The sequence below is a fragment of the Synechocystis sp. IPPAS B-1465 genome (assembly GCF_003015225.1).
Classification (GTDB): Bacteria; Cyanobacteriota; Cyanobacteriia; order Cyanobacteriales; family Microcystaceae; genus Synechocystis.
Genome location: NZ_CP028094.1, coordinates 512562 through 539278 on the forward strand (window position 1 = coordinate 512562; position 26717 = coordinate 539278).

The 26717-nt window shown below is 47.1% G+C and carries 16 protein-coding genes and 1 pseudogene; 7 read left to right on the top strand and 10 right to left on the bottom strand.

The window, feature by feature from the left end; genetic code table 11:
• Positions 1-53: 53 nt before the first annotated feature.
• The gene (locus C7I86_RS02420; RefSeq protein ID WP_010871669.1) at positions 54-2072 is read left to right on the top strand and encodes an ATP-dependent endonuclease; all 2019 of its coding nucleotides are present in this window, start codon (positions 54-56) and stop codon (positions 2070-2072) included.
• Positions 2073-2285: 213 nt separating this feature from the next.
• Here the strand turns inward: C7I86_RS02420 and C7I86_RS02425 are convergent, their stop codons facing one another.
• The 9 genes and pseudogenes from C7I86_RS02425 to C7I86_RS02465 form a co-directional block, all read right to left on the bottom strand.
• Positions 2286-3365 carry a DUF2157 domain-containing protein gene (locus C7I86_RS02425; protein WP_041425910.1) on the bottom strand — a complete coding sequence of 360 codons (1080 nt, stop codon included), beginning with the start codon at positions 3363-3365 and terminating at the stop codon, positions 2286-2288.
• A gap of 161 nt (positions 3366-3526) precedes the next feature.
• Positions 3527-4336 carry a nucleoside triphosphate pyrophosphohydrolase gene (mazG, locus tag C7I86_RS02430; protein ID WP_010871671.1) on the bottom strand — a complete coding sequence of 270 codons (810 nt, stop codon included), beginning with the start codon at positions 4334-4336 and terminating at the stop codon, positions 3527-3529.
• 129 nt (positions 4337-4465) lie between these two features.
• Positions 4466-5650 (bottom strand): 2'-O-glycosyltransferase CruG, encoded by a 1185-nt coding sequence (cruG, locus tag C7I86_RS02435; protein WP_010871672.1) that lies wholly within the window; start codon positions 5648-5650, stop codon positions 4466-4468.
• A 75-nt stretch (positions 5651-5725) separates the two neighbouring features.
• Entirely contained in the window at positions 5726-7711 is a 1986-nt protein-coding gene (locus tag C7I86_RS02440) for a PAS domain S-box protein (RefSeq protein WP_010871673.1), read from the bottom strand.
• 409 nt (positions 7712-8120) lie between these two features.
• Positions 8121-8279, bottom strand: coding sequence for a DUF4351 domain-containing protein (locus tag C7I86_RS02445; protein ID WP_010871674.1), 159 nt, complete (start codon positions 8277-8279; stop codon positions 8121-8123).
• 48 nt (positions 8280-8327) lie between these two features.
• A pseudogene (locus tag C7I86_RS02450) lies at positions 8328-8796 on the bottom strand (transposase).
• 125 nt (positions 8797-8921) lie between these two features.
• Entirely contained in the window at positions 8922-10292 is a 1371-nt protein-coding gene (locus C7I86_RS02455) for an MlaD family protein (protein ID WP_010871677.1), read from the bottom strand.
• A 162-nt stretch (positions 10293-10454) separates the two neighbouring features.
• The gene (locus C7I86_RS02460) at positions 10455-11237 is read right to left on the bottom strand and encodes an ABC transporter ATP-binding protein (RefSeq protein WP_010871678.1); all 783 of its coding nucleotides are present in this window, start codon (positions 11235-11237) and stop codon (positions 10455-10457) included.
• Positions 11238-11259: 22 nt separating this feature from the next.
• Complete coding sequence (locus tag C7I86_RS02465; RefSeq protein WP_041425911.1) at positions 11260-11532, bottom strand: hypothetical protein; 273 nt, start codon at positions 11530-11532, stop codon at positions 11260-11262.
• A 288-nt stretch (positions 11533-11820) separates the two neighbouring features.
• Here C7I86_RS02465 and C7I86_RS02470 point away from each other — a divergent pair, with 288 nt between their 5' ends.
• A complete protein-coding gene (locus tag C7I86_RS02470) occupies positions 11821-17034 on the top strand; it encodes a CHAT domain-containing protein (RefSeq protein WP_234376069.1) in 5214 nt (1737 codons plus the stop codon).
• Positions 17035-17173: 139 nt separating this feature from the next.
• Entirely contained in the window at positions 17174-18127 is a 954-nt protein-coding gene (locus C7I86_RS02475; RefSeq protein WP_014407073.1) for an NAD(P)H-dependent glycerol-3-phosphate dehydrogenase, read from the top strand.
• A gap of 28 nt (positions 18128-18155) precedes the next feature.
• Here C7I86_RS02475 and C7I86_RS02480 read toward each other — a convergent pair whose 3' ends face one another.
• Positions 18156-18674: a GNAT family N-acetyltransferase gene (locus C7I86_RS02480; RefSeq protein ID WP_010871682.1), complete on the bottom strand. Its 519-nt coding sequence runs from the start codon at positions 18672-18674 to the stop codon at positions 18156-18158.
• 210 nt (positions 18675-18884) lie between these two features.
• On the opposite strand from C7I86_RS02480, the gene glnA reads away from it, so the two are divergent.
• The 4 genes from glnA (at position 18885) to C7I86_RS02500 (ending at position 26459) form a co-directional block, all read left to right on the top strand.
• Positions 18885-20306 (top strand): type I glutamate--ammonia ligase, encoded by a 1422-nt coding sequence (gene glnA, locus C7I86_RS02485; protein ID WP_010871683.1) that lies wholly within the window; start codon positions 18885-18887, stop codon positions 20304-20306.
• A 245-nt stretch (positions 20307-20551) separates the two neighbouring features.
• Positions 20552-24913 (top strand): high salinity-induced biofilm formation sensor histidine kinase Hik14, encoded by a 4362-nt coding sequence (gene hik14 / locus C7I86_RS02490; protein WP_223211334.1) that lies wholly within the window; start codon positions 20552-20554, stop codon positions 24911-24913.
• Positions 24910-25857, top strand: a complete 948-nt coding sequence (locus C7I86_RS02495; RefSeq protein WP_010871685.1) for a PleD family two-component system response regulator — start codon at positions 24910-24912, stop codon at positions 25855-25857. Before hik14 ends, C7I86_RS02495 begins: the two co-directional genes overlap by 4 nt.
• Positions 25854-26459: an FKBP-type peptidyl-prolyl cis-trans isomerase gene (locus C7I86_RS02500; RefSeq protein ID WP_010871686.1), complete on the top strand. Its 606-nt coding sequence runs from the start codon at positions 25854-25856 to the stop codon at positions 26457-26459. Before C7I86_RS02495 ends, C7I86_RS02500 begins: the two co-directional genes overlap by 4 nt.
• The last annotated feature ends 258 nt before the right edge of the window (positions 26460-26717 follow it).

Genomic DNA, 26717 nt, shown 5'->3' on the forward strand with positions numbered 1-26717 from the left:
ATTAGCTTAATAGCCTAACTTTAGATTCGTATAGCAAGTAAGCAGTAATTCATATGGAATTAAAAAGTGTTAAATTAAACAAATTTAAAAGATTTGAAAGTGCTGAGCTTAAAACTAATGGTAAGCTTATTGCTCTAATTGGAGCCAATGAAAGTGGAAAGACATCTATTCTAGAAGCAATACAATGTTTGGATGATGATAAAGCTTTCTCCGACGTGTTTTTTACTCGTGACCTTTCCGAACCTGAGCAAGATGAAGTCATTATCGAAGCTACATATATGTTAAGTGAAGAGGACAATGAATCAATCCTCTTTTATGATCCATTACGCGTGGCAAAGAAATTTTTGATTCTGAAAAGAGCTAATGGAAAACGGAATTTTAAAATTGAGCCTGATATTATATTTAATGACCAATATCGAAAAGAAATAATTAATAAAACATTACAGTTTATTGAAAATATATTTTATGAAGATCAAGACTTTGATAACGAACTATTAAATAATATAGTTACTGAAGGCAGAGAAATTATTTTGCAATTGCAGACGTCTTTAAATGATAAACGAAATAAGGATCGACACAATGGAGAAAAATGGCAAGTTCCACACGAAGTTCCTAACGTACTGGTGATGGAGGATCAAAAAAAGTTAGAGTTATGGATTGAGCTTATAGAAGAATTTTTGGACTTTAATCAAGGAACAAACAATGAAAAACACTTAAAAGAATTGTCAGACTCAGCAAAAAAACTATTAAAATATGAGAACTCATCACTGATAAATGGATCAATCGAGATAATTTACAAGCGACGACCTAAAGCATTACTATTTGATGATGAATCCAGAAAAATCCCGTCTTTTTTCTCAATAATCACACAAAATACAAATAAAGAAAAAATTGTAGCCAAGCCGGATAAAGCACTAGCAAATTTATTGAAATTAGCCAAGTTAGATTTGAATGAGTTATTTAAATCTCTTGGAAATTTACAGAAATCACAAATGTTGTTGAATCGAGCAAATCAAACAATAGTAGATTTTTTCAATAGCAAATGGAGTCAGTCAAATTCTCAATATCTAAAACTTTACTTGCATGGTAACACATTAAGAATCTCTATAGAGACTAATAAAGGTAGTAGTTTTAATATAGACGAAAGAAGTCAAGGCTTCAGGCAATTTGTTGCCCTAACTTGTTTTTTAGAAGTTGAGCATTTAGATGTTTTACCAATTCTACTCATAGATGAAGCAGAGCTACACTTACACTATGATGCTCAGGTTGATTTAATGAAAGTTTTGGAAAAGCAAAGTATTGCAAAAAAGGTAATTTATACGACTCACTCTATTGGTTGTTTGCCGGAAGATTTAGGAGTAGGGATCAAACTCGTAGAGACTCAAAGAGAACAATTGGAAAGAAGCATAATTGAAAACAATTTTTGGATTAAATGGAAGAAAAAAGAATTAGGAATGACTCCTATCCTATTTGGTTTGGGTGCTGCACAAATGTCATATATTGCTATTCGTCCTGCCTTATTTGGTGAAGGAATATCAGAAGTAATCATATTACCAACCATATTCAGGCAAATTATAAAAAAAGAGAATTTAGGATTTCAAATAATTGGTGGTTTATCTGAGACCAATCAGTACGCATTACTTGATGGTCAAGCACCTAAAGTTGTTTATGTAACTGATTATGATAGAGCAGGTGATGAATTCAAAAAAAAGTTAGAAGAGAATGGCATAAATCCAGAATTTATCAAGCAACTACCAGGAGATGACAACGCATCAGTTTTAGAAGATTTTATTTGTCTTGATCTTTATATTCGTGCAGTTAATGAAGAGTTAAATCAACGGAACAAAAATCCACCAAATATTAAATCTGATGATTTTGGAGAAATTAATCGTCCAAAAAATCTAAAGAAATGGTGTCAATTAAAAGGTCTTAGTGAACCAACAAAAGTCAATGTACTTTATCGCTTAATAGACTATGCTTATAGTGATGAGCAATCCCAAATTCTTGATTTTAAATATATCGAAAAATTTAAAGAACTTTATGAATCAATCATAACAATACTGGAAAGATAATCATATGTATGTATCTCTTCCACTTAATCAAGTATTAAATTTTAAATATCGGACTTTTATTATTCAAGAAGAAAGATGATTTACAGCACTGATCCCTGGCTTACCCAGTTGTATGACTCAGGGAGAAATGATAGAAGAAAATGAATATAAACAGTCATTGTCAAAGGCGATCGCCAAATCAACGAGAAAAAGTGATTAAAAGAAGTTATTCTTTTATCGTTCCCGAGGGAGAAAATTACGCCAGTGGGGAGGGAGTAGATCGTCAAAATAAGCTTCCACTAACCGGTAATGTTTTTGGTAAAGTACACCAACAGCAATAATGGCCAAACCGATGGCTGACAGTGCAAAGGGGAACAAAATGGAATCGGCAAAGACTTGGAAGGCTAAATAACTGATGTAGCCGAATACCCCAATGACACCAAACACCATAAATAGTCGTCGTTTGAGCAAAATTGATAGGGCCATCAGACCTAAATTAATCAGGCAAAAAAACAGTCGGTACCATTCCGTATCCTGCCCTGTGGCCAAGAGACTAAACCAAAAACTAATCAGTCCAAACAGGTAGAGCCAAAAGCTGTAATCCCCCCGACTGCGCCGCCAGCGCAAATCCACCCCATAGGCGATCGCCAAACAAATAATGCCAAAACCCAGGGTCAGGCGGGCCGCAGTAATGAAACTGACCGTCTCTCCGTAAATGAGCGGGGGAATATCAATGGAAAGGAACCAGAGGCAGAAGGCAAGGGGGAAGGTGAGGAAAGGAAAGTGAATAAAGCGCAAAGCCAATAAACTGGCAATAATCGTACCCATGGCCAGGGGGAAACGGCCGCTGATTAACCAGGTGGGTAAATTACGGTACACGGAAGGATCTTCAAGGGAAATTAACCCAAAACCCTGTTGCAGTCCGTAAATGGCCAAGGGGGTCATCCAAACAGCAATGGTAATCAATAGGCCGCCGGGCACAGGCAATTTTTGCTGAAAATAAAGCCATTGGCCCACTATGATCAGACCCAGTGCATATACCACTGCCACAGTGAATAGACCAAATCCCCCCAGGGCATCCCAAACAATGCTACCGAGGAAAACCATGGCCACAATCACAATCAGGGCACCAAAGTAAAAAGCAACGTTGGCAAAGTCGAATCGCAACGGCGGGGAATCACTATTTTCCCTGGCCCCTTCCATGGCAGGAAAGTCCTTATGTTCTATCCAGGCTTGCCATAATTGTTCGGCTTGCTCTGCGGACAAATAACCCTGTTCTACCGCCCAGGCTAGGTCTGTTTCGGTAATGTCCATGCCCAAATTTTCCTCCATTGCTCGCCACTGACCTTTTACCGTATCAGGCGATCGCCAGGGATAGGGGATGACAACGGGGCAATTCTGGAATTGGAAGAAATTAACGGCGACAATCTGTCTGGGGATGAACCAGAAAATCTAACTAGGATTAGCGGGAGAACTTATTGGTTAAGTTGCTTTTTGGCCTGCTGCCATAGGGTTTCCAACTCTTCTAATTTGTACTGATCCAACGGGCGATCGGCAAATTTTTCCATCAATTGTAGCCGCTGAATAAATCTTTGATTGGTGCCATGGAGAGCCAAGGAAGCGTCGAGATTGTACCAACGGGCCAGGTTGATGAGGGTGAATAATAAATCCCCTAATTCTGCCTGTTGATGGCCCTTATCCTCCGTGGTCAAAGCCTGTTTAAATTCGGTTAACTCCTCTGTAAACTTAGCCCATACGCCGTCAACATCTGGCCATTCAAAGCCCACCGCCGCTGCCTTTTGAGAAATTTTACTACCGGCCATCAGGGGGGGCAACGTACTGTTATAGCGTTCTAATTTGATGCTTAAAAGTGGTGTTTGGTCGGGGTTTAAACCCTTTTCCTGTGCCTTAATCGTCTGCCAATTGGCTTTCACTTCCTCTGCATCGCTGACTGTTACCTCAGCAAAAACGTGGGGATGGCGACGGATAAGTTTGGCGGTAATGCCCTCTGCCACCTGTTGCAAATTGAAGTGTCCTAAATCCTGGGCCACTTGGGCTTGGAGTACCACCTGGAGCAATAAATCCCCCAATTCCTCGGCGATCGCCGTTTGGTCTTGGCTTTGTAGGGCGTGGACCACTTCGTAGGCTTCTTCCACCACGTAGGGAATTAAACTTTGTTGGGTTTGGGCTAAATCCCAAGGGCATCCCCCCTTTGGCGATCGCAGTTGGGCCACTACGGCAATTAATTTTTCTAGGGCTTGGAGAATGGGGGCAGTGGCATCCATAAAAATCAGCAGTTAATCTAACCAATACAACGGGGAATCAGGGGGTAATTTTTGACCGGGCCAAAACTCTCAGATGGGTTAGCAAAGTTTCAGGCCAGGCTAATTTTCCCCAACTAAGTTAAGCAATCTTTAGGAAGCACCGGGGTAAATTCGCCCCCGCCATTGTTTGGGGGTTTGGGAAGCGGAAATGATAATCCGGGTCACCGCCAACGGATCCGCCAGGGGAGAAAGCCAATAACTCCAGGCTCCTTTTTCTGAAGGTCGGTAATAGGAAGGATAAATGGCCAACAGCATCCCCCAACGAACTAAAAGCAAAAAACCATTCAGGGCGATCGCCAAGCGGAGGGTTAAAAAGTCAAAGTCTTCCCCCCAAAGCATCAACAACAGGGAAAAAAACAAAATTGGTAAGCCTTGCACCAATAGCAGAAAAATTACCTCTGCCCATAACCGGGCCGGCACCGTTGCATCCTTGAGATCCAGGGAACGGCCCCATTCTCGCCAGGTTTCGCCAATGCCTTCGTACATTCTCACCCGGATCAAGTTAGCGCCATCCAAAAAGCCCACTCGATAACCCCGTTGGGCCGCCACCCTCGCTAAGGTCACATCATCACAAAAAGAACGAGCCGCCAGTTCATAGCCCCCCAAGGCTTCCAACACCAATCGCCGACAGAGAAAACATTGACCATTGGCCATCACCGTTTCCGGAGCCTGTTCCCTCACCCCAGCGGACTCAAAACGGTATAGCAACGTCATCAGCAAAGCCGGTTGCAGCCACCATTCCCCAGGCGATTGCAAAATAAATTGGGGCGATAGGGAAAGAATGTCGTAATTTTCTTCCTCCGCCGCCTGCACGACACTGGCCACTAGCCCCGGTTGGGGTTGGGTATCGGCATCAATGCCCAAAATCCATTCGCTGGCGGGATCACTGTGCCTAAAGCCATAATTGAGCGCCCAGGGCCGCCCCACCCAGTTATCTGGTAAAGGATCATCGGTCAGCAGTTGCAAACGGGGATTATCTTTTTGCCTTGCTTGCACCACTGCCTGGGTGCCATCGGTGGAACGACTATCCACCACCAAAATTTCCCTTAATGGTGGCCCCTGTTGGGCTAAACCAAGCAAACAAGGAGTTACCCGGGCTGCTTCATTTAAAGTTGGCACCACCACGGACACATTGCGAACCCCTTCTTCCGGCAAAAATACCGGTGCCAATGGCGATCGCCGCCGTGCTCCTTTGACCAAACGGCTGAGCAAAATTAAACTAGCTACCCCCTGGGCCACTAACAACCCCAAGCAGAGTATGGCAATGATCAGCATTATTTCTGTTTTTAATATGGATGAAGGGGAATTGCCTGCAACAACGGGCCGGAGGAGTCAACGCCAAAGTAGTGATTATAGTTGTTTAGGAATGACCAAAGATACCGTTGTGCCCTGTCCTAGCTCACTTTTGATCTCGATTCTGCCCCCATAAAAGGTTATCAACTTTCTGGCGATCGTCAAACCAATACCAATGCCGGCAATATGGCCCACGTTGGACCCCCGCTGAAATGGCTCAAAAATTTTCTCTAACTCTGTCTCCGGAATACCTATGCCATAATCTTGAATTTCAAAGATTATTTCTTCGGGAGATTCCAACAGCAGTAAATCAATAGTAAGAATAGTAGGGGAATATTTAATGCCATTGGCTAGTAAATGGGTCAAAACCGGTTTCAATAAAACAGGATCGAATTTGACTGCCAACCGGGTCTTAGAACTTAAACAGGCACAAAAATTAATTTTATAGGGATAACTAAGATATTCAGTTTTATCAATTATATCCTGGCAAAAATCAATTAAACTACCCTTAACCAACACTGGTTCGATTTCTTCTTGGTTAAGATTAATAGTAATAATATCGCCAATTAATTCATCAATTTGCTTCGCTCCCCTAAGAATTGACTCTATATATTGAACTCGTTTTTCATCGGTTAGTTTTGCTTCAAATTTTCCCATAATTGAAGCCGCACAGGAAATGGTCGTTAAGGGGGTGCGAAATTGATGGGAAATGGCCGTAATAAATTCGGAACGCAATTGATTCAGCTCTTTTTCCCGCTGTAACGCCAAGGAGGTGCTCCTTTCCATGGCTTTGCGATCGCCAATGTCTTGAACCATCACCACACAAAAATCAAGACTGCCATCTAGCCTACGATGGGCTTGTACCCCAAGATTTACATAAATATTATGGCCATCTTTGTGGATATAACGTTTATCAATTTCATAACCATCTATTTCACCATCCAATAGGCGTTGATAATTACTTAGATCTAGCTCTAGGTCATCGGGATGGGTAATTTCTGCCCAGGTTTTTATTCGCAACTCTTCAGGGGAATAGCCCACTATTTGGCAAAGCTTTGGATTAACATTAATCCATGTTTTATCAGTGGATACTATGGCTAAACCAATGATGGATTGATCAAAATAAAGTCTTAGTAATTGTTGTTGCTCATAAACTTCCTTCGTTCTCAGTTTAACCCTCTCTTCTAGTTCCTGATTAATCTGCCTAATTTCATCCCTAGATTTAGTAATTTCTTGTTCATATTTGACTCGTTTACTAATATCTTTAACATGGGAAATAAAATATAATGGCTCTCCATTAATTCCCCGCACTAAAGAAGTAGAAACTTCACCATAAATAATATGACCTTGACGATGAATATATCTTTTTTCTAGGGTGGCGTGGTCTTGATGTTCAGTAATGGCGTTTTGTATAAATGTGGGGCTAACTTGCTTATCCTCTGGTACTGCTAAGTCGTTAACTGTCATCTTTTCTAACTCTTGACGACTGTAGCCGAATATTTTTCCCATTTTGTCATTAACTTTGATCAAATGACCCTCTAAATCCACCATACACATACCAACATTGGCATTCTCAAATGCGAGGCGAAATTTTTGCTCACTTTGTTGCAAATGATGATTTGATTCGATTAATTGTTGTTCAGTCTGTTTTTCCGACGTAATATCCAGCACTACCCCAAACCAAGCCGTATCTTGATTAGCCAATTTTTCTGGTTGAGACTTGGTACGCAGCCACTTTAATTTCCCCGATGGGGTAATAATGCGCCATTCCAAACATAATGGCTCCAGGGTGGCTCGACTGTGGGCTAGGGCCTGCCTTTGCAAGATTTGGTCATCGGGGTGAATTTGTTTGAGTAAAATTTCAGCATCAGCCAACACAGCGGCCGCAGTTACTTCATGGAGAAGTTCAATTTGCGGACTAATATAGGTAAAAGCAATGGAATCATCGCTATGCTGGACAAATCGGTACAGCCAGCCGGGAATTACACCTTCTAGTTTCTGCAAAAATCTTTCTGGTTCAGAACCGAGCAAGAAAACAGACATAGCCTTAACGCCCAAATTTGAGACAGAGTTTGCAAAGCGCAGAAATAGTTTTCTCCGGGGTAGTAAAAATAACTTTAGGGCTAGTTAGGGCAAATTCCGAGTCAGCTTCATGCGCACAAAACAGTTGCTATGCTTATTTTGTAAGAATTTTTCTGTCCTACTCAGATACCGCAACCGCTGGAATAGGTTTTTAAATCATACTCCTAAAAAACTGGATTTTTCAGACAAAAAAGTTTCGATGCCTGAATCGTGTTCTTACTTGAGTATAATTTTTGGGCAAAAATTAAAGCCAAATACTTTTTCCTGATTCATAAAACTTTATCTTTCACGGCCTACTATCTCCAATGACTTACTATATCGCAACTTTGATAACTTTGCACCCTGGCTAGCCACCACCAATTTTTGTGGATTATCCAAACTTCTCTAAATACACTTCTAGGTCGGCCGTCTCGGTGAAATCCAATAGTGCTTCCCCCAAATCCTCTAACTCGGCGATCGATAGTTTCTGAACTTGTTGCACTTGAACTGCGGGCAATCCACCTAAGCGACGGTTTAACAGACGCAACACTAGGATTAAGGCTTCACTTTGACGACCTTAGAAAATGTTTGAAAAGTTTTAAGCAAGCTTTTGAACCATGAGACTAATCATGGCGACATAGAGCATTGTCTCACTAGTGGTAGGTAAATTTCATAATTCTTTCTTAAACGACGATAGCGACCAAACCAAGCAAAGGTGCGCTCGACTACCCAACGGCGGGGTAGGACTTCAAAGCCTTTGTGTCCCTGCTTTTTGCTGACCACATTCAAAGTCCAACCAAAAGTATTCTCCACCCAGAAAATAAAATCCTTGTACCATCTTCGTGCCATGGCTGAAAATAACCATAGAGCGTTCGCCATTTAGGAAAATCATGGGGCAGAAGTCGCCAGGCACACCCCGTTCTGGGCATGTAAAAAATAGCATTGAGTATCTCCCTCAGACTAGTTTTCCGTTTTCTTCCCCCAGTTTTTGCTTTGGGTAAATGAGGTTCTACCAATTGCCACTGGCTATCAGTGATGTCGCTGCTGTAAAATTCTCTCGGTATCATTATGGTGAAAATTCTATATTCTTCACCATTTTTCCCAATTATGCCTACTTTTCAAACGCGCTCTTAAGTTTTCTTTTGCGTAAGTCCTGATAGAAAAAGCTGGAAAATTTCCCATTTAATTATCATTATTTACCCTGATTTTCCTTGGGCTGGGGTGGTTTAATCTTAGGAGTTTGAATTTGGGGACTTGGTGAGCCGGAAGCGGGGACGGGGTTAATAACTCCCCATTGTTCATAGTACAAAGCTAATTGCTGTTGATGATCAAGCTGAAAGCGTAATTGTTGGCCACTGCGTTCCAGGGTGTGGGCAGTGTAAACTCGGTCTTGGAGATTTTCCGTGGAGGAAACCAATTGCCCCAGGCCATCCACCAGTTTTCTTAGGTTGTTACGAAAGGCCGGATCGCCCGTTAATTGCTCCACATCGCTGGTGATTTTTTGGGCATTTTCAAAGGTAAGTCGGGCCGCATCCAAGGTCTGCTGTAGGGTAAGCATCAAGGTAGGGTCATTGAGGTCGTTGGAAATTTGCCGGATATTGTTGCTGGTGACGGCAGCATTTTCCATCAGTAGGGCGAGGTCATTGGTTACCTTTTGGGTATCGATCGCCGCTAGGCCGTGGTTGATAGTACCGACGGCGGTCTGGATTTCTTGACCAATGGCTTGGAGATCCCGGTTAGTAGTTTCAATACTTTTCAGGGTGAGATTGAATTGGGCCCGGTTTTCCCCCACCAGTTGGTTGAGGTTAACCATTAATAGGGAAGCTTCTTCGATGGTGCGGTTAATGTAGCCTTGGTTGGTCTGCACCACCTGGTCAACTCGACTGGTCAGCAAGGAAGCATTATCGGCGGCCTTGGCGATCGCCTCGGAAGTGCGCTCAAAACCCCGCACCTGTTGATTGGCAGTTTTGCTGAGGGCAGTGATTTCGGCGCTCATGGCGGCAATGCGGGCGGCGGCCAGGTTGGCACTTTTCACGGTGGCATTAATGTCGGCCACAAACTCCGGTTCGCTATAGGCTTGGGCTAAACGGGCCATACTGTTGGTTAATTGGGTCCCGGCTTGGCCCTCCAACTCGTCCCCATCGCAGAGAATTTTATCGCTTTCGGCACAGTCCGCACTGAGGGGATCGATGGCCAAAGCGGCCTCCGACAATTGGCGATCGGGAATCATATCAATGGCCGCTTCCCCCAATAAACCGTAGCGACTGATTTCCACCTGCACATCGGCGGGGATACGCAATTGGGTAGAACTAATTTCCAGCTGGGCCAAAATGCCGTTACTACCTGGTATTAATTTAGCCACCCGACCCACTGGTACACCCCGGTAACGCACGGCGCCTCCCACCTGGAGCCCACTGGCGTCGTCAAATTGTACTAACACTTCATAGCCTGGATTGCCAAAAGCTCCCCCCCGTAACCATAGGACGATGCCACCAATGATAAATAGTCCCAACAGGGCAAACAGACCAACGGATCCTTCTTTGATGGTGCGGGGTCTGAGCATACGCAATGTCTCAATAGGGCCGAAAAATAAAGCGATTCGCCTAGGGGGCAAGGAGTTCCTTGCGGGAGGAAACGTTCAAAAAGTTAGGCTATTCCAGCATCGCCTCTTGTTCTAGGAAACGGCCAGGGGCCAATGGGTTCCCCCATCTTAGCGTCGTAGTGGTTAATCCAAAATGCGAATGGGACCTTCCACTTTGGCTTCAAAGAATTGCCGTACCAAGGGGTTATCGGTCTGGTCAATGGCGCTAACTGGCCCCTGCCATTGGATTTTGCCATCGTAAAGCAACACCACCCGATCCGCTGTCCGGCGAATAGTGCTTTCCTGGTGGCTCACCATAATATAGGTGCCGCATCCCCCCGGAGACTTTTGTAACCTCCGCACCAAATCTTCAATGACCGTGGAGGCGATCGGGTCTAAACCAGCGGTGGGTTCATCGTATAAAATCACTTCCGGATTGTCCTCTGGTTGATGGGGATTGGACATGATTGCCCGGGCAAAGCTAACCCTTTTACGCATCCCCCCCGATAGCTGGGCTGGATAGTAGTCTTCGATGCCGGTTAATCCCACCAAAGCGAGTTTGTCGGCCACCTGCTCCCGAATCACTTCTCTGGATAGGGAGGAATGTTCCAACAAGAAAAAGCCGACATTTTCCGCCACTGTCAGGGAATCAAACAGGGCTGATTGTTGGAATACGAGGGCAATGCGGATGCGCTCATTGTCGTCCTCCACTAAGCCCCGGCGGGGTTGGGTTTTGATCAGCACTTCCCCACTGTCCGGTGGCAATAGTCCGGCGATGATCCTTAAAATGGTTGATTTTCCGGTGCCAGATGGGCCAATCACCACCAATGCTTCCCCCGGATAGAGGTCTAAATCCACACTGTCCAAAATTTGGCGATCGCCAAAGGATTTACTAATACCCCGGAGTTGAATAAGGGGTTCCGTCATGTTGGATAGTCCCGCCAAAGCCTTAGTCTACCCGCTCCAACTGCCAGAGGATTTGGTTCCCTTCCCTTCTCACCCTGGAAACGACCCAGTTACGCCATGACCAATGATCCCCCCGACTGGTGACGGCACTGGGGTTAATATCCATCAAGTCAGCCAACTCCGAACTGGTAATTAAATACCCCTGCTTGGCAATTTCTTCGGCGGCCCGGAGGGTTTCTACCAAGTTACGCACCTGGAGAATCCGTTCTTCCCTCGATAACAGATACTCTTCCACATTATTGACAATATTTTCCATAGCCGTGCCTGTAAATAACACTCCAAGAGTGATCTAGAACCATATCTGGGGGAATTTTCCCTTCCACATCTTAACTAGTTTCCCGAAAACGGATGCTCAAATAAAACACTTTTTGCTTTTCTGAGTTAAATTTAGCCGTCTAGGAAGCAAAGAACTATCTGAAGTACTAAAATAATTCGTTCTTTTCCATGCCTAATTCCACCTGGGGGACCGCTATAATGGACTGGCCAAAAAGTCCCTTCCCTGGGCTTTGTGGTGGAAATATTGTTAATTTCACCCCTGATAGCCGTGTTGAACCCCAGTTTACGCCTCTTTTGCCTAGCTTTACTGGCTTGTTCGTCTAGTTTTTCTGGCAATGTTCTGGCCCAAAACATTACCCCAGCTCCGGACGGCACTGGCACCACTGTCGATGCCCAGGGCAATCAATTCAACATTGGTGGGGGGAGTTTGTCAGGGGATGGACAAAATTTATTCCACAGTTTGCAACAGTTTGGGCTAGACCAAGGACAAATTGCCAATTTCCTTTCCAACCCTGATATTCGTAACATTCTCACCCGAATTGTGGGGGGAGATGCGTCCATTATTAACGGTCTCATCCAAGTAAGCGGGGGCAATGCCAATCTCTTTTTGATGAACCCAGCGGGCATGATTTTTGGTCCCAATGCCAGCATCAATGTGCCCGGGGATTTTGTGGTCACCACTGGTTCGGCGATCGGCTTTGGCAATGACCAATGGTTCCAGGTTTTTTCCGACAATGATTACAATGCCCTGATAGGCAATCCCAGCCAATTTGCTTTTGATTTGGCTAACCCCGGTTTAATTATTAATGCGGGGGATTTGTCGGTAACGGAGGGCAAAAACCTCACTTTTTTGGCAGGAAATATCGTTAACACCGGTTCCTTGGCCGCCCCTGGAGGCAATATCACGGTGGCCGCCGTGCCAGGGCAGAATCGTATTCGTATTTCCCAAGCTGGCAGTTTACTGAGTTTGGAGGTGGAGGTTTCTCCCCAAATGAATCAGGGCGGCTCCTTTTCCGTGTTGGATTTACCGACCCTGTTAACCCAAGGAGCGAGCAATCTTGATTTGGGGTTAGCGGTGCAGCCCAATGGCAGTGTTACGACCAACGGGACTAACGCTTTGGTTTCTCCGTTACCAGGTTCTGTCACCATATCGGGCAATGTTGATGCCAGTGGTAAAAGCACTAATATTTCCTCCGGTGGCCAAGTGGCGATCGCCGGCGATCAAATAGCAGTACAAGGCGCTACCGTTGATGTTTCAGGCAATGGTGGTGGCGGCACAGTGCGCATTGGTGGCGATTTTCAGGGCCAGCTCACTTTGCCCAATGCATCCCAAACCCTGATTGATAGTAATTCAGTAGTCAAAGCTGATGCCCTACTGACAGGAAATGGGGGAACCGTTATCGTTTGGGCCGATGACTCTACCCGCTTTAGTGGGAATATTTCAGCCCAAGGTGGAACCATGGGGGGAAACGGCGGCTTTGTGGAAACCTCCGGCGCCAAAAGTTTGATGGTTGACGATACCGCCAGGGTTAATACTTTCGCCACCATGGGAGAACTTGGTACTTGGTTGTTAGATCCTCTAGAAATAATTGTCGGAACCACCGATGATCTACTTGCCGATCCAAAGCTTGTTTCGGTACTTACAATCACAACCAGCTTGGACAACGGTAACGTTATTCTTCAAGCAGATCAATCCATTGCCGTTCAGGCAAATTTTAGTGCTGATCCCTCTGCCCCCGGTAATCTCACTTTCGATTCTCCTACAATCACTATCGATGCTCTTTTTTCCTTGGGAACTGGCTCAATTATTTTTGCTAACACAGGTCCCATTAACACTGGCAATACATTAGTTACTTCTCCTTTCACCAATTTAGATTTTGACAATAAAATTCAACTCAATGCCAACACAACATTTACTGCTCCGGGATACGACATTTATTTCCGTAAATCTGTCAACGGCGGGTTTGATTTATTAGGCAACGCCAACTTTGTTTATTTTGATGACGGAGCTGGTATCACTACCCCACTGAAAAGTTTCGGTGTCACAGCTACGGAAATCTATGTAGGTAATGACATCGTTACCCAGGGAAATCAAATTTTCGACGGGGTGTTCTATGGATTACAACCAGTTAATTTGACGAGTAGCGCAGGCTCAGTAATTTTCACCAACAATATTCTGCTTAATGGAAGTCTTCAAGTTCAGACTGCCCAAAATATCGTCAGTCAACCTTCTTCTTCCCTGAGTGCAGTGGAAATAGCATCCGACGTATTACTTAATGCTGGACAAAATGTTTCGTTCGGGAATATCAATACCCGGGGGGGCAATGTTGATATACAAGCTTTGGGCAATATTTCCACTGGATCAATAGTTACCTCTCCATTTGGTGGAAATGCAGGCAATGTAATTCTCAATGCGGGTGGGACTCTCACCACCGGCTACATAGAAACGTCTGGGACGAATGGCGGTGATGTTACCACATCTTCCGGTAGTAATACTAGTACTGCTTATATTGATACCCGGGGATTTGGAGATGGCCTAGAGATAGATAGTTTGGGGGGAGCTGTTTCTATCGAAAGCAAGGGAGACATTACCACCGCCTTTATTGATACCGGAGCTTACTCAATTGAATCCTTCAATGAAGGTACGGGAGGAAATGTTTTCCTCACAGCAGATGGCAGTATCACAACGAATTACATATTCACCGCTGGAAAAAATGGTGGTGATATTTTCTTTCAAGCTGGTGAAAGCATAGAAATCATCGATTATTTAAATACCTATGGAAGTCAAACTAGTGGAGATGTATATGTTGAGGCTCCACTGGATATTTCAATTGGTTCCTACATATACACTGGAGGGGGTGGGGAGCCAGGCAATGTATTCCTGCAAGCAGGGGGAGATATTACCACTAGCTACATAGATACGTCGGCAGCCAATGGCGGTGATATTTTTATTCAGTCGGGGGGAGACACCGAAGTTGGTTATCTATTCACTAAAGGGTATGAAGGTAGGGGAGGAGATGTTTATGTTGAAACTGGCCGTTATTTTCGGGCGATCGATGGCTTTTTACTTGGTGAAGAAGGACCTTTTAGTGTCTACACCGCCGGCCTCACCGTTGGTGGTTCTGTGTACATTCAATTTGGTGGAAGTGAACCTTTCATCATCGGCAATCCAATTACCAATGGAACCATTGGGGCAATCAGTTCGGGAGATGACAATACTGTACCAATCGGTACACCACCAATTTTTGATACTTTTACCCTGGACAATATAACCATAACCACTGAACCCGAGCCGGAACCTGAACCCGAGCCGGAACCTGAGCCGGAACCTGAACCCGAGCCGGAACCTGAGCCGGAACCTGAACCCGAGCCGGAACCTGAACCCGAGCCGGAACCTGAACCCGAGCCGGAACCTGAACCCGAGCCGGAACCTGAACCCGAGCCGGAACCTGAACCCGAGCCGGAACCTGAACCTGAGCCTGAACCTGAGCCGGAACCTGAGCCGGAACCTGAACCCGAGCCGGAACCTGAGCCGGAACCTGAACCCGAGCCGGAACCTGAGCCGGAACCTGAACCCGAGCCGGAACCTGAGCCGGAACCTGAACCCGAGCCGGAACCTGAACCCGAGCCGGAACCTGAACCCGAGCCGGAACCTGAGCCGGAACCTCAACCCGAGCCGGAACCTGAGCCGGAACCTGAACCCGAGCCGGAACCTGAGCCGGAACCTGAACCCGAGCCGGAACCTGAACCCGAGCCGGAACCTGAGCCGGAACCTGAACCCGAGCCGGAACCTGAGCCGGAACCTGAACCCGAGCCGGAACCTGAACCCGAGCCGGAACCTGAGCCGGAACCTGAACCCGAGCCGGAACCTGAGCCGGAACCTGAACCCGAGCCGGAACCTGAGCCTGAGCTTCCAACTCCTTCCATACCCGTCGAACCTCCAACTTCTCCAGATGTTGAGGAAATTGATGATGAGAGGCAAATATCGTTTGATATTGAGCGTTCTACTGTTACCAATACCCCCAGCTTGGAAATTCAGAGCCAAGACACAGTTCCCGGCATTAATACTTTCAGCGCCAATGTTGGGGTTAACATCCCCACTAATCAGGTTGTTTTGCAACAGCAACTAAATGAAAACGTAGAGGAAAGTATTTCTGCACAATTCACTAGTCACCTCAATTTAAATATTGATATTGAATTGGTTAATCCCGTTGATGTTTTGCAGGAATTAAATCTCAACACTGGGGTAAATTCTGCCTTGGTTTATATCTATTTCTATCCTCCAGGAACTGCAGGAGAAAATCTTCCTGAATGGCAACTTTCCTCTGATAGTGAGCCGGCTATTCCCCCTGTGGGCTCCTATGCTAAGGTCAGTCATTGGCAGATGGCATCCACTGAGCAACTGATTATTCCTCCTAATAATGATCCGCGGCCGGACGATCAATTGGTAATTGTGGTAGTTACGGCAGACGGTATTGCTAGTCCCATTCCCCTTAACGTTAGCCGCAGGGAAGTAATCCGCCAGGTGGAAATGTTAAACCGAAATCTAACGGCGGCAAATCGAGGCGATAATTACCAAGGCCAGGCATCCCAGTTATATGACTGGTTTATCAAGCCAATTAAACTGATTTTGGAGAATAAGAAAATTGAGAATATTAGCTTTATTCTCGACCGGGGTTTGCGTTCTCTGCCCATGGCCACCATGTACGATCGCCAGTCTGGGCAATACTTGATTGAGGACTATAGCGTGGGGCTGATGCCCAGTTTGAGTTTGACGAACCGGGATTATGCGCCCCTAACTGGGGCCCAGATATTGGCCATGGGAGCGGAAGAGTTTGCTAACCAAAATCCCTTGCCAGCGGCGGCGGTGGAGGTAGACACCATTACCAATCAACTCTGGCGGGGTAGTGCTTTCCTCAATGACCGGTTCACGGTGGATAACTTTGTCCAGTCCTTGGCAACTAAGGAGTATCGTCTAGTACATTTAGCTACCCATGGTGAATTTTTACCGGGTAATCGCAATAATTCCTTTGTGGTTTTCAGCGATCGCTCTTTGGATTTAGACGAATTTGCTAACGTGGGCTTGGATAAACCCATTGATTTGATGGTGCTGTCGGCCTGTCGCACTGCGGTGGGGGACTTTGACGCTGAATTAGGCTTTGCTGGCCTGGCGGTGAAAACTGGAGTCAAAACGGCGATCGGGAGTTTGTGGTATGTCAGCGATGAAGCTACCTTTGCTCTGATGACTAGTTTTTATGATCGACTTCAGCCAGCACCCATCAAGGCCAAGGCCCTACAGCAGGCCCAACTAAGTCTGCTCAGAGGAGAAATTCGGGTTGTGGACGGTAATCTAGTCCTTGGGGATGGCACAAATATTTCCTTGGCGGATTTACCGGCTGATATTCGACAACGCTTAGCAACCCAAGATTTAAGTCATCCCTATTTTTGGAGTGGCTTCACCCTAGTGGGCAGCCCTTGGTAACGAGAAAGTAATTTAATCAAGCCATTGTGCCAATTCAGTTCACTTGTTGACCATAATGGGGCTTTCTTACTATGGCTAGGGTCACTGGAGGGACCAATCCGTGGTCATAATGGAGGCGAAGTCAAATTACCCAAAAACCATGTCCTTTGCTAATGCCGATACTCCCCCCCAAGTCGTTGTGTTGGGGGCCGGAGCCTGGGGCTCTAGTCTTGCCTACGTGCTGAATAACAATGACATTCCTACCCAAGTTTGGTCTCGCCGATCGCCGCAGAGCCTAGAATCCATGGTGGCTGGAGCGGATGTAATTGTCTCGGCGGTTTCCATTAAGGGGGTACCATCGGTGGCGGCCCGGTTGGAGGCCATGGACCTCCAGCGGCGGACTATTTTGGTGACGGCCACTAAGGGTTTAGATCCAGAAACCATGACTACCCCTTCCCAAATTTGGCAAGCTGCCCTTCCTTCCCAGCCGATCGCCGTTTTGTCGGGGCCGAATTTATCGAAGGAAATTGACCAGGGTTTACCGGCGGCCACGGTGGTGGCCAGTAGCGACCAAGCCGCAGCGGAGGAAATTCAAACCATTTTTGCCGCGGATAACTTCCGGGTTTACACCAACAATGATCCCTTGGGTACGGAATTGGGTGGCACCCTGAAAAACGTCATGGCGATCGCCGTGGGAGTATGCGAAGGGTTGGGGCTAGGCACCAATGCTAAATCAGCGTTAATTACCAGAGCTTTACCAGAAATTACCAGGGTGGGGTTACATTTTGGGGCCCAACCGGATACCTTTTGGGGTTTAGCCGGACTAGGAGATTTATTGGCCACCTGCTCTAGCATGCTCAGCCGCAATTATCGAGTGGGTTATGGTTTATCCAAAGGTCAGTCCTTAGAAGAAATTTTGGCCAACCTGGGGGGCACCGCCGAAGGGGTCAACACCACCGACGTACTAATCAAAATTGCCAATCGAGAAAAAATTGCTGTGCCCATCACCCGGCAGGTTTACCGTTTGCTCCATGGAAAAATTACCCCTCCCCAGGCAGTGGAAGCATTAATGGAAAGGGAATTGAAAGCGGAATTTGAAGATTTTGATCTTTAACTCCTTGTCTATTGGGCCAGAACAGCCATCATTGTGAGGTTGTTAACCGTAATCCTAGAATCAGCAGATCCCGTTCCTGCCCCCCCAACTCCGCCACCTTGGGCAATAGACCCCACTGCTCAAAACCATGGCGTTGAAACAAACGAATACTGGGCTGATTATGGGCAAAAATGTATCCCAGCAAAGTTTTCAGCCCCAACTGGGGGGCTTTGGCGATCGCCGTTTTGAGTAAATACTGCCCCAAACCCCGATGATGCCAGAGGGGATCGAGGTAAATGCTCAACTCCGCAGTGCGGTGGTAAGCCGGGCGACCATAAAACCGCTGAAAACCCAACCAACCAACTATTTGCTTGTGCTCCGTTACCAACACCCAGAGAGGATAGGTATCTGGTCCATGGTCCGCAAACCACTGACGACGGCTTTCCACCGTAATCGCATCGGTATCGCCGGTGGCCACATTTTGGGGAATGTTGGCATTGTAGATAGCAACAATAGAATCTAAATCCGTAATGGTGGCATCCCGTAGGAAAAGGTCAGATGGGATCACAGCAATATTTTAGTACTTGCGGGTTGGGTATGGTCACTGATCTAAATGTTAATGGGATTTGCGATGGTTTCCGTCATTTCTAGGCGATCGCCAGAATGGAGCCGCAAAAAATGGTAGCGAAAAATACATTTTCTAACTACTTGACTCTTTACGATGGATAGTCGACGCAGCGCAAAATCGTAATTTATCTGACTGCACTAAGGAGAAAAAATGGCCAGAACCCCCCAGGAAGTCCTCAAGTGGATCCAAGACGAAAACATTAAGATTATCGACCTCAAATTTATTGACACGCCGGGAATTTGGCAGCACTGCTCCTTCTATTACGACCAACTTGACGAAAACTCCTTCACCGAAGGTATTCCCTTTGATGGCTCCAGTATCCGGGGGTGGAAAGCCATTAACGAATCTGATATGTGCATGGTGCCCGACCCAAACACCGCCACCATCGATCCTTTCTGCAAAGAACCCACCTTGTCCATGATTTGCAGCATCAAGGAGCCCCGCACCGGGGAATGGTATAACCGTGACCCCCGCACCATTGCGGCCAAAGCCGCTGAATATCTCCGCGGCACCGGCATTGCCGACACCGTTTACTTTGGCCCCGAAGCCGAATTTTTCCTCTTCGATGATATTCGCTTTGGCCAAACGGAAAACTCCAGCTACTACTTTGCCGACAGTGTCGAAGGGCGTTGGAACACTGGTCGGGAAGAAGAAGGGGGCAACCTCGGCTACAAACCAGGCTACAAACAGGGTTATTTCCCCGTGGCTCCCACCGACACCGCCCAGGATATCCGCACAGAAATGTTGCTCACCATGGCGGCCTTTGGCGTTCCCATTGAAAAGCATCACCATGAAGTAGCTTCCGGTGGTCAAAACGAATTGGGCATCAAGTTCGATAAGTTGGTCAATTCCGCTGACAACTTGATGATCTATAAGTATGTGATCAAAAACGTGGCCAAAAAGTACGGCAAAACCGTTACCTTTATGCCCAAGCCCATCTTCAACGATAATGGTTCCGGTATGCACGTGCACCAATCCCTCTGGAAAGATGGCCAGCCCCTCTTTGCTGGGGACAAATACGCCGGCTTTAGCCAGATGGGTCTGTGGTATATCGGCGGGATCTTGAAACATGCCCCCGCTTTGTTGGCCTTCACTAACCCCACCACCAACTCCTACAAGCGCCTAGTGCCCGGTTTTGAAGCCCCCGTTAACTTGGCCTATTCCCAAGGTAACCGTTCTGCTTCCGTGCGGATTCCCCTCTCCGGTGGTAACCCCAAGGCCAAACGTCTGGAATTCCGTTGCCCCGACGCCACCTCCAATCCCTATCTGGCCTTTGCCGCCATGCTCTGTGCGGGCATTGACGGGATTAAAAATCAAATCGATCCCGGCGAACCCTTGGATGTGGATATCTACGACCTCAGCCCGGAAGAATTGGCTAAGATTCCTTCCACCCCCGGCTCCCTGGAAGCGGCCTTGGAAGCGTTGGAAAAAGACCATGAATTCCTCACCGGCACTGGTGTATTTTCCCCTGACTTTGTGGAAAGTTGGATTGAGTACAAACTGGACAACGAAGTTAACCCCATGCGTCTGCGCCCCCACCCCTACGAATTCTCCTTGTACTACGACTGCTAAACCAGTCCATCTCACCCAGTTTTAGCTCCGGTGGCCCTGGGAAAAATCTGTTTCAATAACCGGCCTAGTTCACCGATTATGGCCCCGACTAAGTTGGTCTAGAAATAACAAAAAATTAAATTAAACGGCGATCGCCAAACGGATAATTTTTCTGGGGGGCGATTTTTCTTTTGGAAAGATTTGTTGAGTCTAATCAATGGTCTGAATAGGTATTTATCATGGTTATTAGTGCCACTGTGATATCGATGAAATCTCCCCTGCGTCGCCTATTACTTTCCCCCGTACTACCAATTCTCATCGGGGCCGGGCTATCGGTAATGACTGTTCATACTTGGCTTTTTCTCTACAACCAAGTTCAAGAGCGACTGAAGCAGGTTTTGACCAATCGCCTAACTAACATCCACGAACAAATTGAAAACCAGCTCAATATCCATGTCCGTCAATTAGAGCAGATGGCCGGACGTTGGGAACGATCGCCGACGGGAACGGAGCAAACAGATTGGCGGTTAGATGCCAGGGCCCAAGCAGAAGGCTTCGATGGGTATCAGACGATTCAATGGGTAGATCCAAAGTTTGTGGTGCGGTGGGTTGAACCATTGCCCGATGATGAGCACGACATTGACTATGCCAACCAATATCCCCACCAAATCCAGTCCCTAGAGCTAGCGGCCCGGCAAAAAAATACCATCCTCAGCGGAGTGGTGGATTTAGACCAAGGAGAGAAGGGATTTTTGGTCTATGTCCCCCTATTTATTGGCGATAGGTTTGACGGTTTTGTGGTGGGGGTTTTCCAGCTCGATCAGTTCATCGGCTCCGTTCGTCCTCTGTCCGGCAATAAACCAGACCAGGATAGTGGTCTGCGGAGTTTTGGTCTACGTATTTTTGAAGGCAATCAACTCATTTATAACGATGTCCCTGACGATTGGGAGCAGGACATTGTGGTGACCCAGGAATTGGCATGGGCTAACTCATTGCCCCAGGCGGAAGCCATGACCAGCCGTTGGCAACTGCAATTGGTGCCGGGCCCCATTCTGCTAGATCAGTACGGTTCATCGCAATGGATTTTGTTCAGTGGTTTGCTGATGGCTTGGGCCGTGGCGATCGCCGTTTATTATCTGCAAAAAAGTAGTAAACATAGTGAACAACTGAGTGAATCAATCAAACAACAGCAAAAGGTCGAAGAGTTTTTAAAATCCACTCTCCAGGAATTAGCCGTGCAAAAAACCGCCCTGGATGAAGCGGCCATTGTGGCCATTACTGATACCGAGGGCGTTATCACCTACGTCAACGATAAATTTGTCGAGGTGTCTGGTTATAGTCGGGAAGAATTAATTGGCAACACTCATCGCTTGGTCAGTTCTGGCTACCATTCCCCAGAATTCTTTCAACAATTTTGGCAGACCATTAGGGCAGGAAAAGTCTGGCATGGGCAAATTAACAATAGAGCCAAAGCCGGTAATACCTATTGGGTTGACAGCACCGTTGTTCCTTTTTTGGATGACAATGGCAATCCCTATCAATACCTAGCCATCCGCTTTGAAATTACCTCCAGCAAACAGGCGGAAAAAAGTTTGCGCGAAAGTGAAGCCCGGTTTCGCATGATGGCGGACACCTCCCCGATTATGTTGTGGGTGGCGGACCAGGACAAAAAAATGACCTTTGTCAATCAGTCTTGGTTGGAATTCCGGGGGGCTACCCTAGCGGAAGAATCGGGCAATGGTTATCTAGAAGGCATTCACCCCGATGATAAGGGCCATTACTTAGGGGTTTATTCCCAGGCCTTTGGCGATCGCCGACGTTTTGAATTGGAATATCGCTACCGCAGGGTAGACCAGCAATACCGTTGGATTGTCAATGTGGGGGTGCCCCGTTACCTCGAAGACGGGAAATTTATGGGCTACGTGGGGTCTTGTCTGGATATTACTGACCGTAAACAGGCCCAGGACATCCTCCAGAAAAAGCTTAATCAAATCCTGTTAATGCGGAAAATTAGCCAGGAAATCCGCCGGAGCTTACAACCGACCTTAATTTTCCAAACCGCCGCCCGTCAAGTGGGCAATGTCTTTGCGGTGAGCCGTTGCCTGATCCACAACTACTCGGAAGCCACTACCCTACAGGTGCCCGTGGTGGCGGAGTATTTAGGGGGACAATTTACTTCCCTGTTAGCCGGAGAAATTGCCGTGGAACAAGCCTATGACCCCACCATCATTCAAGGCGATCGGGCTATGGCTGTGGTGGACCTAGACCAGGATTTAAACTCCACCCACACCAAAGCATTTTACCAACGGTTTCAGGTCAAATCCTTTTTGGCAGTGCGGACTTCCTATCAAGGTAAAGCCAACGGCATCATCGCCCTGCACCAGTGTGACCGACAACGGGTTTGGACAGCGGACGAAATTGAGTTACTAGAGGCGATCGCCGAACAAATGGGCATAGCCCTGGCCCAAGCCGCCCTACTGGAAAAGGAACGGGAACGCCGTCGGGAATTGGCCCAGAAAAATCTGGAATTAGAAAAAGCTACATGGGCCGCCGAAGCCGCTAACCGTGCCAAAGGTGAATTCCTGGCCATGATGAGCCATGAAATTCGCACTCCCATGAATGGAGTCATTGGCATGACGGAATTGTTGATTATGACCGACTTAAATCTACAGCAACTAGATTACGTCCAAACCATTCGCCAGAGTGGAGAAACCCTGCTGACCATCATCAACGATATCCTCGACTTTTCTAAAATTGAAGCCGATAAACTGGTGTTGGAAACCCAAGCATTTGAACTGAGACCCCTAATTGAAACCGTGCTGGAAATGTTTGGTCCCATTGCCAGGGCTAAACATTTGGAATTGACCTATGGCATCGACCCCCAAACCCCGGCCCGCATTTTGGGAGACCAGGTACGATTGCGGCAAATTCTCTCCAATTTGATCGGCAATGCCCTCAAATTCACCGAAAAGGGGGAAGTAGTGCTGACGGTGAAAGGGGAACCCTTTGATCCCGCTGAGTCTTACCACACTATTTTGAATTTACCCCACCCCAGCCATCGCATCTGTTTTAATCTGCGGGATACGGGCATTGGCATACCGTTGGATCGGCAAGACCGTCTGTTCAAGTCCTTTAGCCAAGTGGATTCTTCCACCACCCGGAAATATGGTGGCACAGGATTGGGTTTAGTCATTAGCCAACGCCTGACCCAGATGATGGGAGGGGTGCTGACGGTGACCAGTGAACCGGGGGTAGGTTCCAATTTTCGTTTCTGCATTCTGACCACAGCCCAGGCCCCCGCCCTAGCGGAAGCTGATTCGGTGCAACAGATGAAGGGTAAACAAGTTTTGATTGTGGATGATAACGAAACTAACCGGCGGATTCTGCAGGATCAATGCCAGGCCTGGGGGTTGGTGTGCCATTGCTTTACCAGTGGGGAATCAGCCCTAGATTGGTTTGCCCGTTGCCCAGACTTGGATGCGGCTATTTTAGATTTACAAATGCCCAATATGGACGGCATTACCCTGGCGCACCATCTACGACAATTTGCTCAGGGCAAGGATCTGCCCATTATTCTGCTTTCCTCTGGGCTAGTGGCGGGAGCGGATGAGTTGTCTGTATTTCAGACGGTGCTCAATAAACCAGTGCGTCAGTCCTTAATATTTGACAGTTTAGTTAACATTTTTCAGGGGTCTATAGGTCTGGCTGATTACGCGCCACAGTTTGATCAGTTAGATTTACCGGAGTTTGTCCCAGACGGGGATGGGCTCCCCACGGAAGATAACGCCACCAGTCTACAACCGGCCCTACAAATTCTCTTGGCAGAGGATAATCTGGTTAATCAAAAGGTAGCCCACCAGATGCTAAATAATTTGGGTTACCCGGTGGCGATCGCCAACAATGGCCAGGAAGTGATCGATGCCTTGGAGAAAAAATTCTATGACTTGGTCTTGATGGATATGCAAATGCCGGTGATGGATGGCATAACCGCCTGCCGCCACATCCGTCAAACCTTGCCGCTGGAACGTCAGCCTCGCATTGTGGCCATGACCGCCAATGCCATGCCGGGCGATCGCCAAGAGTGCTTGGATGCTGGCATGGACGGCTATATTAGTAAGCCTATTTCCATTAACCAACTACGAAAAGTACTACAGGATACTTCAGCCCTAATCACTTCCCCCCAAGCTAGGGAAGATATTGTTACTCTAGGGGACAAAATTACGGTTGTGGAAGAACAAACCATGGTCAAACCCACTGATGTAACCGAGTCTCCCCTTGACCCCACGGCGATCGCCTTTTTACGGGACGACCTCTGTGGCGGCGACCTGACCCTATTCGGGGAAATGGTGGCGTGTTACTGCCAGGAAAGCCAAAAGCTCATAGAAGAATTAGTACAGGGCTTAGAGGTGGACGATTTTGCCGTGATCAGACGCACCGCCCATTCCCTCAAATCCAGCAGTGCTTCCCTGGGAGCCCAACAATTGTCCACTTTTTGTCAACAACTAGAAAAGAACGCTGGATCAGGTAACCTAGGATTAGGGTCTCCCCCTCAGTTGGTTGACCGCTGTCGACAATTACACATCGCCGTGGTGGAAGCCCTTGCGCCCTTCACCATTCCCTCGCCATGAATCTGCCTCAACCAATAGAAACCGCCGCCGCAAAAATTTTGGTGGTGGACGATGACGGTTTTATGAGGATGCAACTGCGGGTTTATTTGCAAAAGGAAGGACACCGGGTAGAACTGGCTACCAATGGGGAAGAAGCCCTAACCAAATTTGCCGAAATTAAACCAGAAGTGGTGCTACTGGATGCCGTGATGCCCGTCATGGATGGCTTTGCCTGTTGTCAGGCCCTGATGAAAATTTATCAAAATCCTTCCCCATTGGTATTAATGATCACAGGGCTAGATGATGAAGCCTCGGTGGATCGGGCCTTTGAAGCAGGGGCGATCGACTATGTGACCAAACCCATTCATTGGGCGGTGCTGCGGCAGAGGGTAAAACGTTTGCTCTATCAAAACCGCCTTCAACACCAATTGGAATCCGTCAACCAAATGTTGGAGCGCTTAGCTAAGGTGGATCAACTTACCCAGTTGGCCAACCGTCGTCAACTGGAGTTATTTCTCGACACGGAATGGTCCGAAGCAATCCGAGAACAGTATCCTTTTTCTATTCTGCTGTGTGACATAGATTATTTCAAAAACTATAACGACCATTATGGTCACCAGGGGGGCGACGACTGCTTACAACAGGTGGCTAAGGCTTTAACCAGGGTGGTGCACCGTCCTAAGGATTTGGCCGCTCGCTACGGTGGGGAAGAATTTTTGATTGTCCTACCCAACACAGACCTCCAAGGGGCCATCCACATCGGTGAAGACATCCAGGCGGAGATTACCCGTCTAGCTATTCCCCACGTCCAATCGGCGATCGCCGACCATGTCACCCTGAGCATTGGTTGTGCCAGCACCATTCCCCGCCTAGGCAGTGATTGGGGAAAGTTGGTGGGGGCAGCGGATCAATATTTGTATGAAGCTAAGGCCCAAGGGCGTAATCGTTTAGTCAGTGGTCGATGAGGGGAAGAACCCATGGGATAATCAGGCCAACACTACTCCGACCTATTTTTTTGATGAAATTTTTTACCGCTATGCGCGACATTCTTATTAGTCTGACCGTTGTTACTTTTTTTAGCTTGGTGTTAATTTCCGTGGCCATTTTTGGTAAATCTTCTCCGTCGGCGATCGCCGCTCCCCAGGAAGTTAAACCAGTCCAAATTGCCCAAGCTTCTGCCCTACAAACCCCGGAACCATCTCCCATGACTGCCGAAAATTCCGCCAATATTGTCACCACCGAGTCTGGATTGCAATACATCGATGAAGTGGTAGGGGAAGGCCCCAGCCCCACTAAAGGCCAAAAAGTAGAAGTACACTACACTGGCCGCCTCACCGACGGCACTAAGTTTGATAGCTCCGTGGACCGCAATAAGCCTTTTACCTTCACCATTGGCGTCGGCCAGGTGATCAAAGGTTGGGACGAAGGGGTGGCCACCATGCAAGTGGGTGGTAAGCGTAAACTGATCATTCCACCGGACTTGGCCTATGGCTCCCGGGGAGCGGGTGGTGTAATTCCCCCCAATGCCACCTTGGAATTTGAAGTGGAATTGCTTGGTATTAAGTAGTTTTTGGCGGATTTTTGTCCTAGAACGGAACTGGATAAGCCCCCTTGCTTCCTAATTTTGGGGAAAATCAAAATCCCCAGTATGGCGGGAGTTTTAGAACTTGTTTGAAAAGCCCCCCTGACCCCCCAAATTTGGGGGGAAAGAGAGGCGAAATCCCCCAGAATTGCAGAGCTGTGAGGAAATTTAGGTAGCAAGATAAGACCTTACAAACCGGCTCTTAGGGGGAAAATGGCGACCTTTCAGCCCTTCTTTCGACGA

Bases quoted from the DNA above. Each gene is read 5' to 3' on its own strand.
- C7I86_RS02420 (WP_010871669.1), top strand. From the start codon at position 54: ATGGAATTAAAAAGTGTTAAATTAAACAAATTTAAAAGATTTGAAAGT.
- C7I86_RS02425 (WP_041425910.1), bottom strand. From the start codon at position 3,365: ATGGACATTACCGAAACAGACCTAGCCTGGGCGGTAGAACAGGGTTAT.
- mazG (WP_010871671.1), bottom strand. From the start codon at position 4,336: ATGGATGCCACTGCCCCCATTCTCCAAGCCCTAGAAAAATTAATTGCC.
- cruG (WP_010871672.1), bottom strand. From the start codon at position 5,650: ATGCTGATCATTGCCATACTCTGCTTGGGGTTGTTAGTGGCCCAGGGG.
- C7I86_RS02440 (WP_010871673.1), bottom strand. From the start codon at position 7,711: ATGTCTGTTTTCTTGCTCGGTTCTGAACCAGAAAGATTTTTGCAGAAA.
- C7I86_RS02455 (WP_010871677.1), bottom strand. From the start codon at position 10,292: ATGCTCAGACCCCGCACCATCAAAGAAGGATCCGTTGGTCTGTTTGCC.
- C7I86_RS02460 (WP_010871678.1), bottom strand. From the start codon at position 11,237: ATGACGGAACCCCTTATTCAACTCCGGGGTATTAGTAAATCCTTTGGC.
- C7I86_RS02465 (WP_041425911.1), bottom strand. From the start codon at position 11,532: ATGGAAAATATTGTCAATAATGTGGAAGAGTATCTGTTATCGAGGGAA.
- C7I86_RS02475 (WP_014407073.1), top strand. From the start codon at position 17,174: ATGTCCTTTGCTAATGCCGATACTCCCCCCCAAGTCGTTGTGTTGGGG.
- glnA (WP_010871683.1), top strand. From the start codon at position 18,885: ATGGCCAGAACCCCCCAGGAAGTCCTCAAGTGGATCCAAGACGAAAAC.
- hik14 (WP_223211334.1), top strand. From the start codon at position 20,552: ATGAAATCTCCCCTGCGTCGCCTATTACTTTCCCCCGTACTACCAATT.
- C7I86_RS02495 (WP_010871685.1), top strand. From the start codon at position 24,910: ATGAATCTGCCTCAACCAATAGAAACCGCCGCCGCAAAAATTTTGGTG.
- C7I86_RS02500 (WP_010871686.1), top strand. From the start codon at position 25,854: ATGAGGGGAAGAACCCATGGGATAATCAGGCCAACACTACTCCGACCT.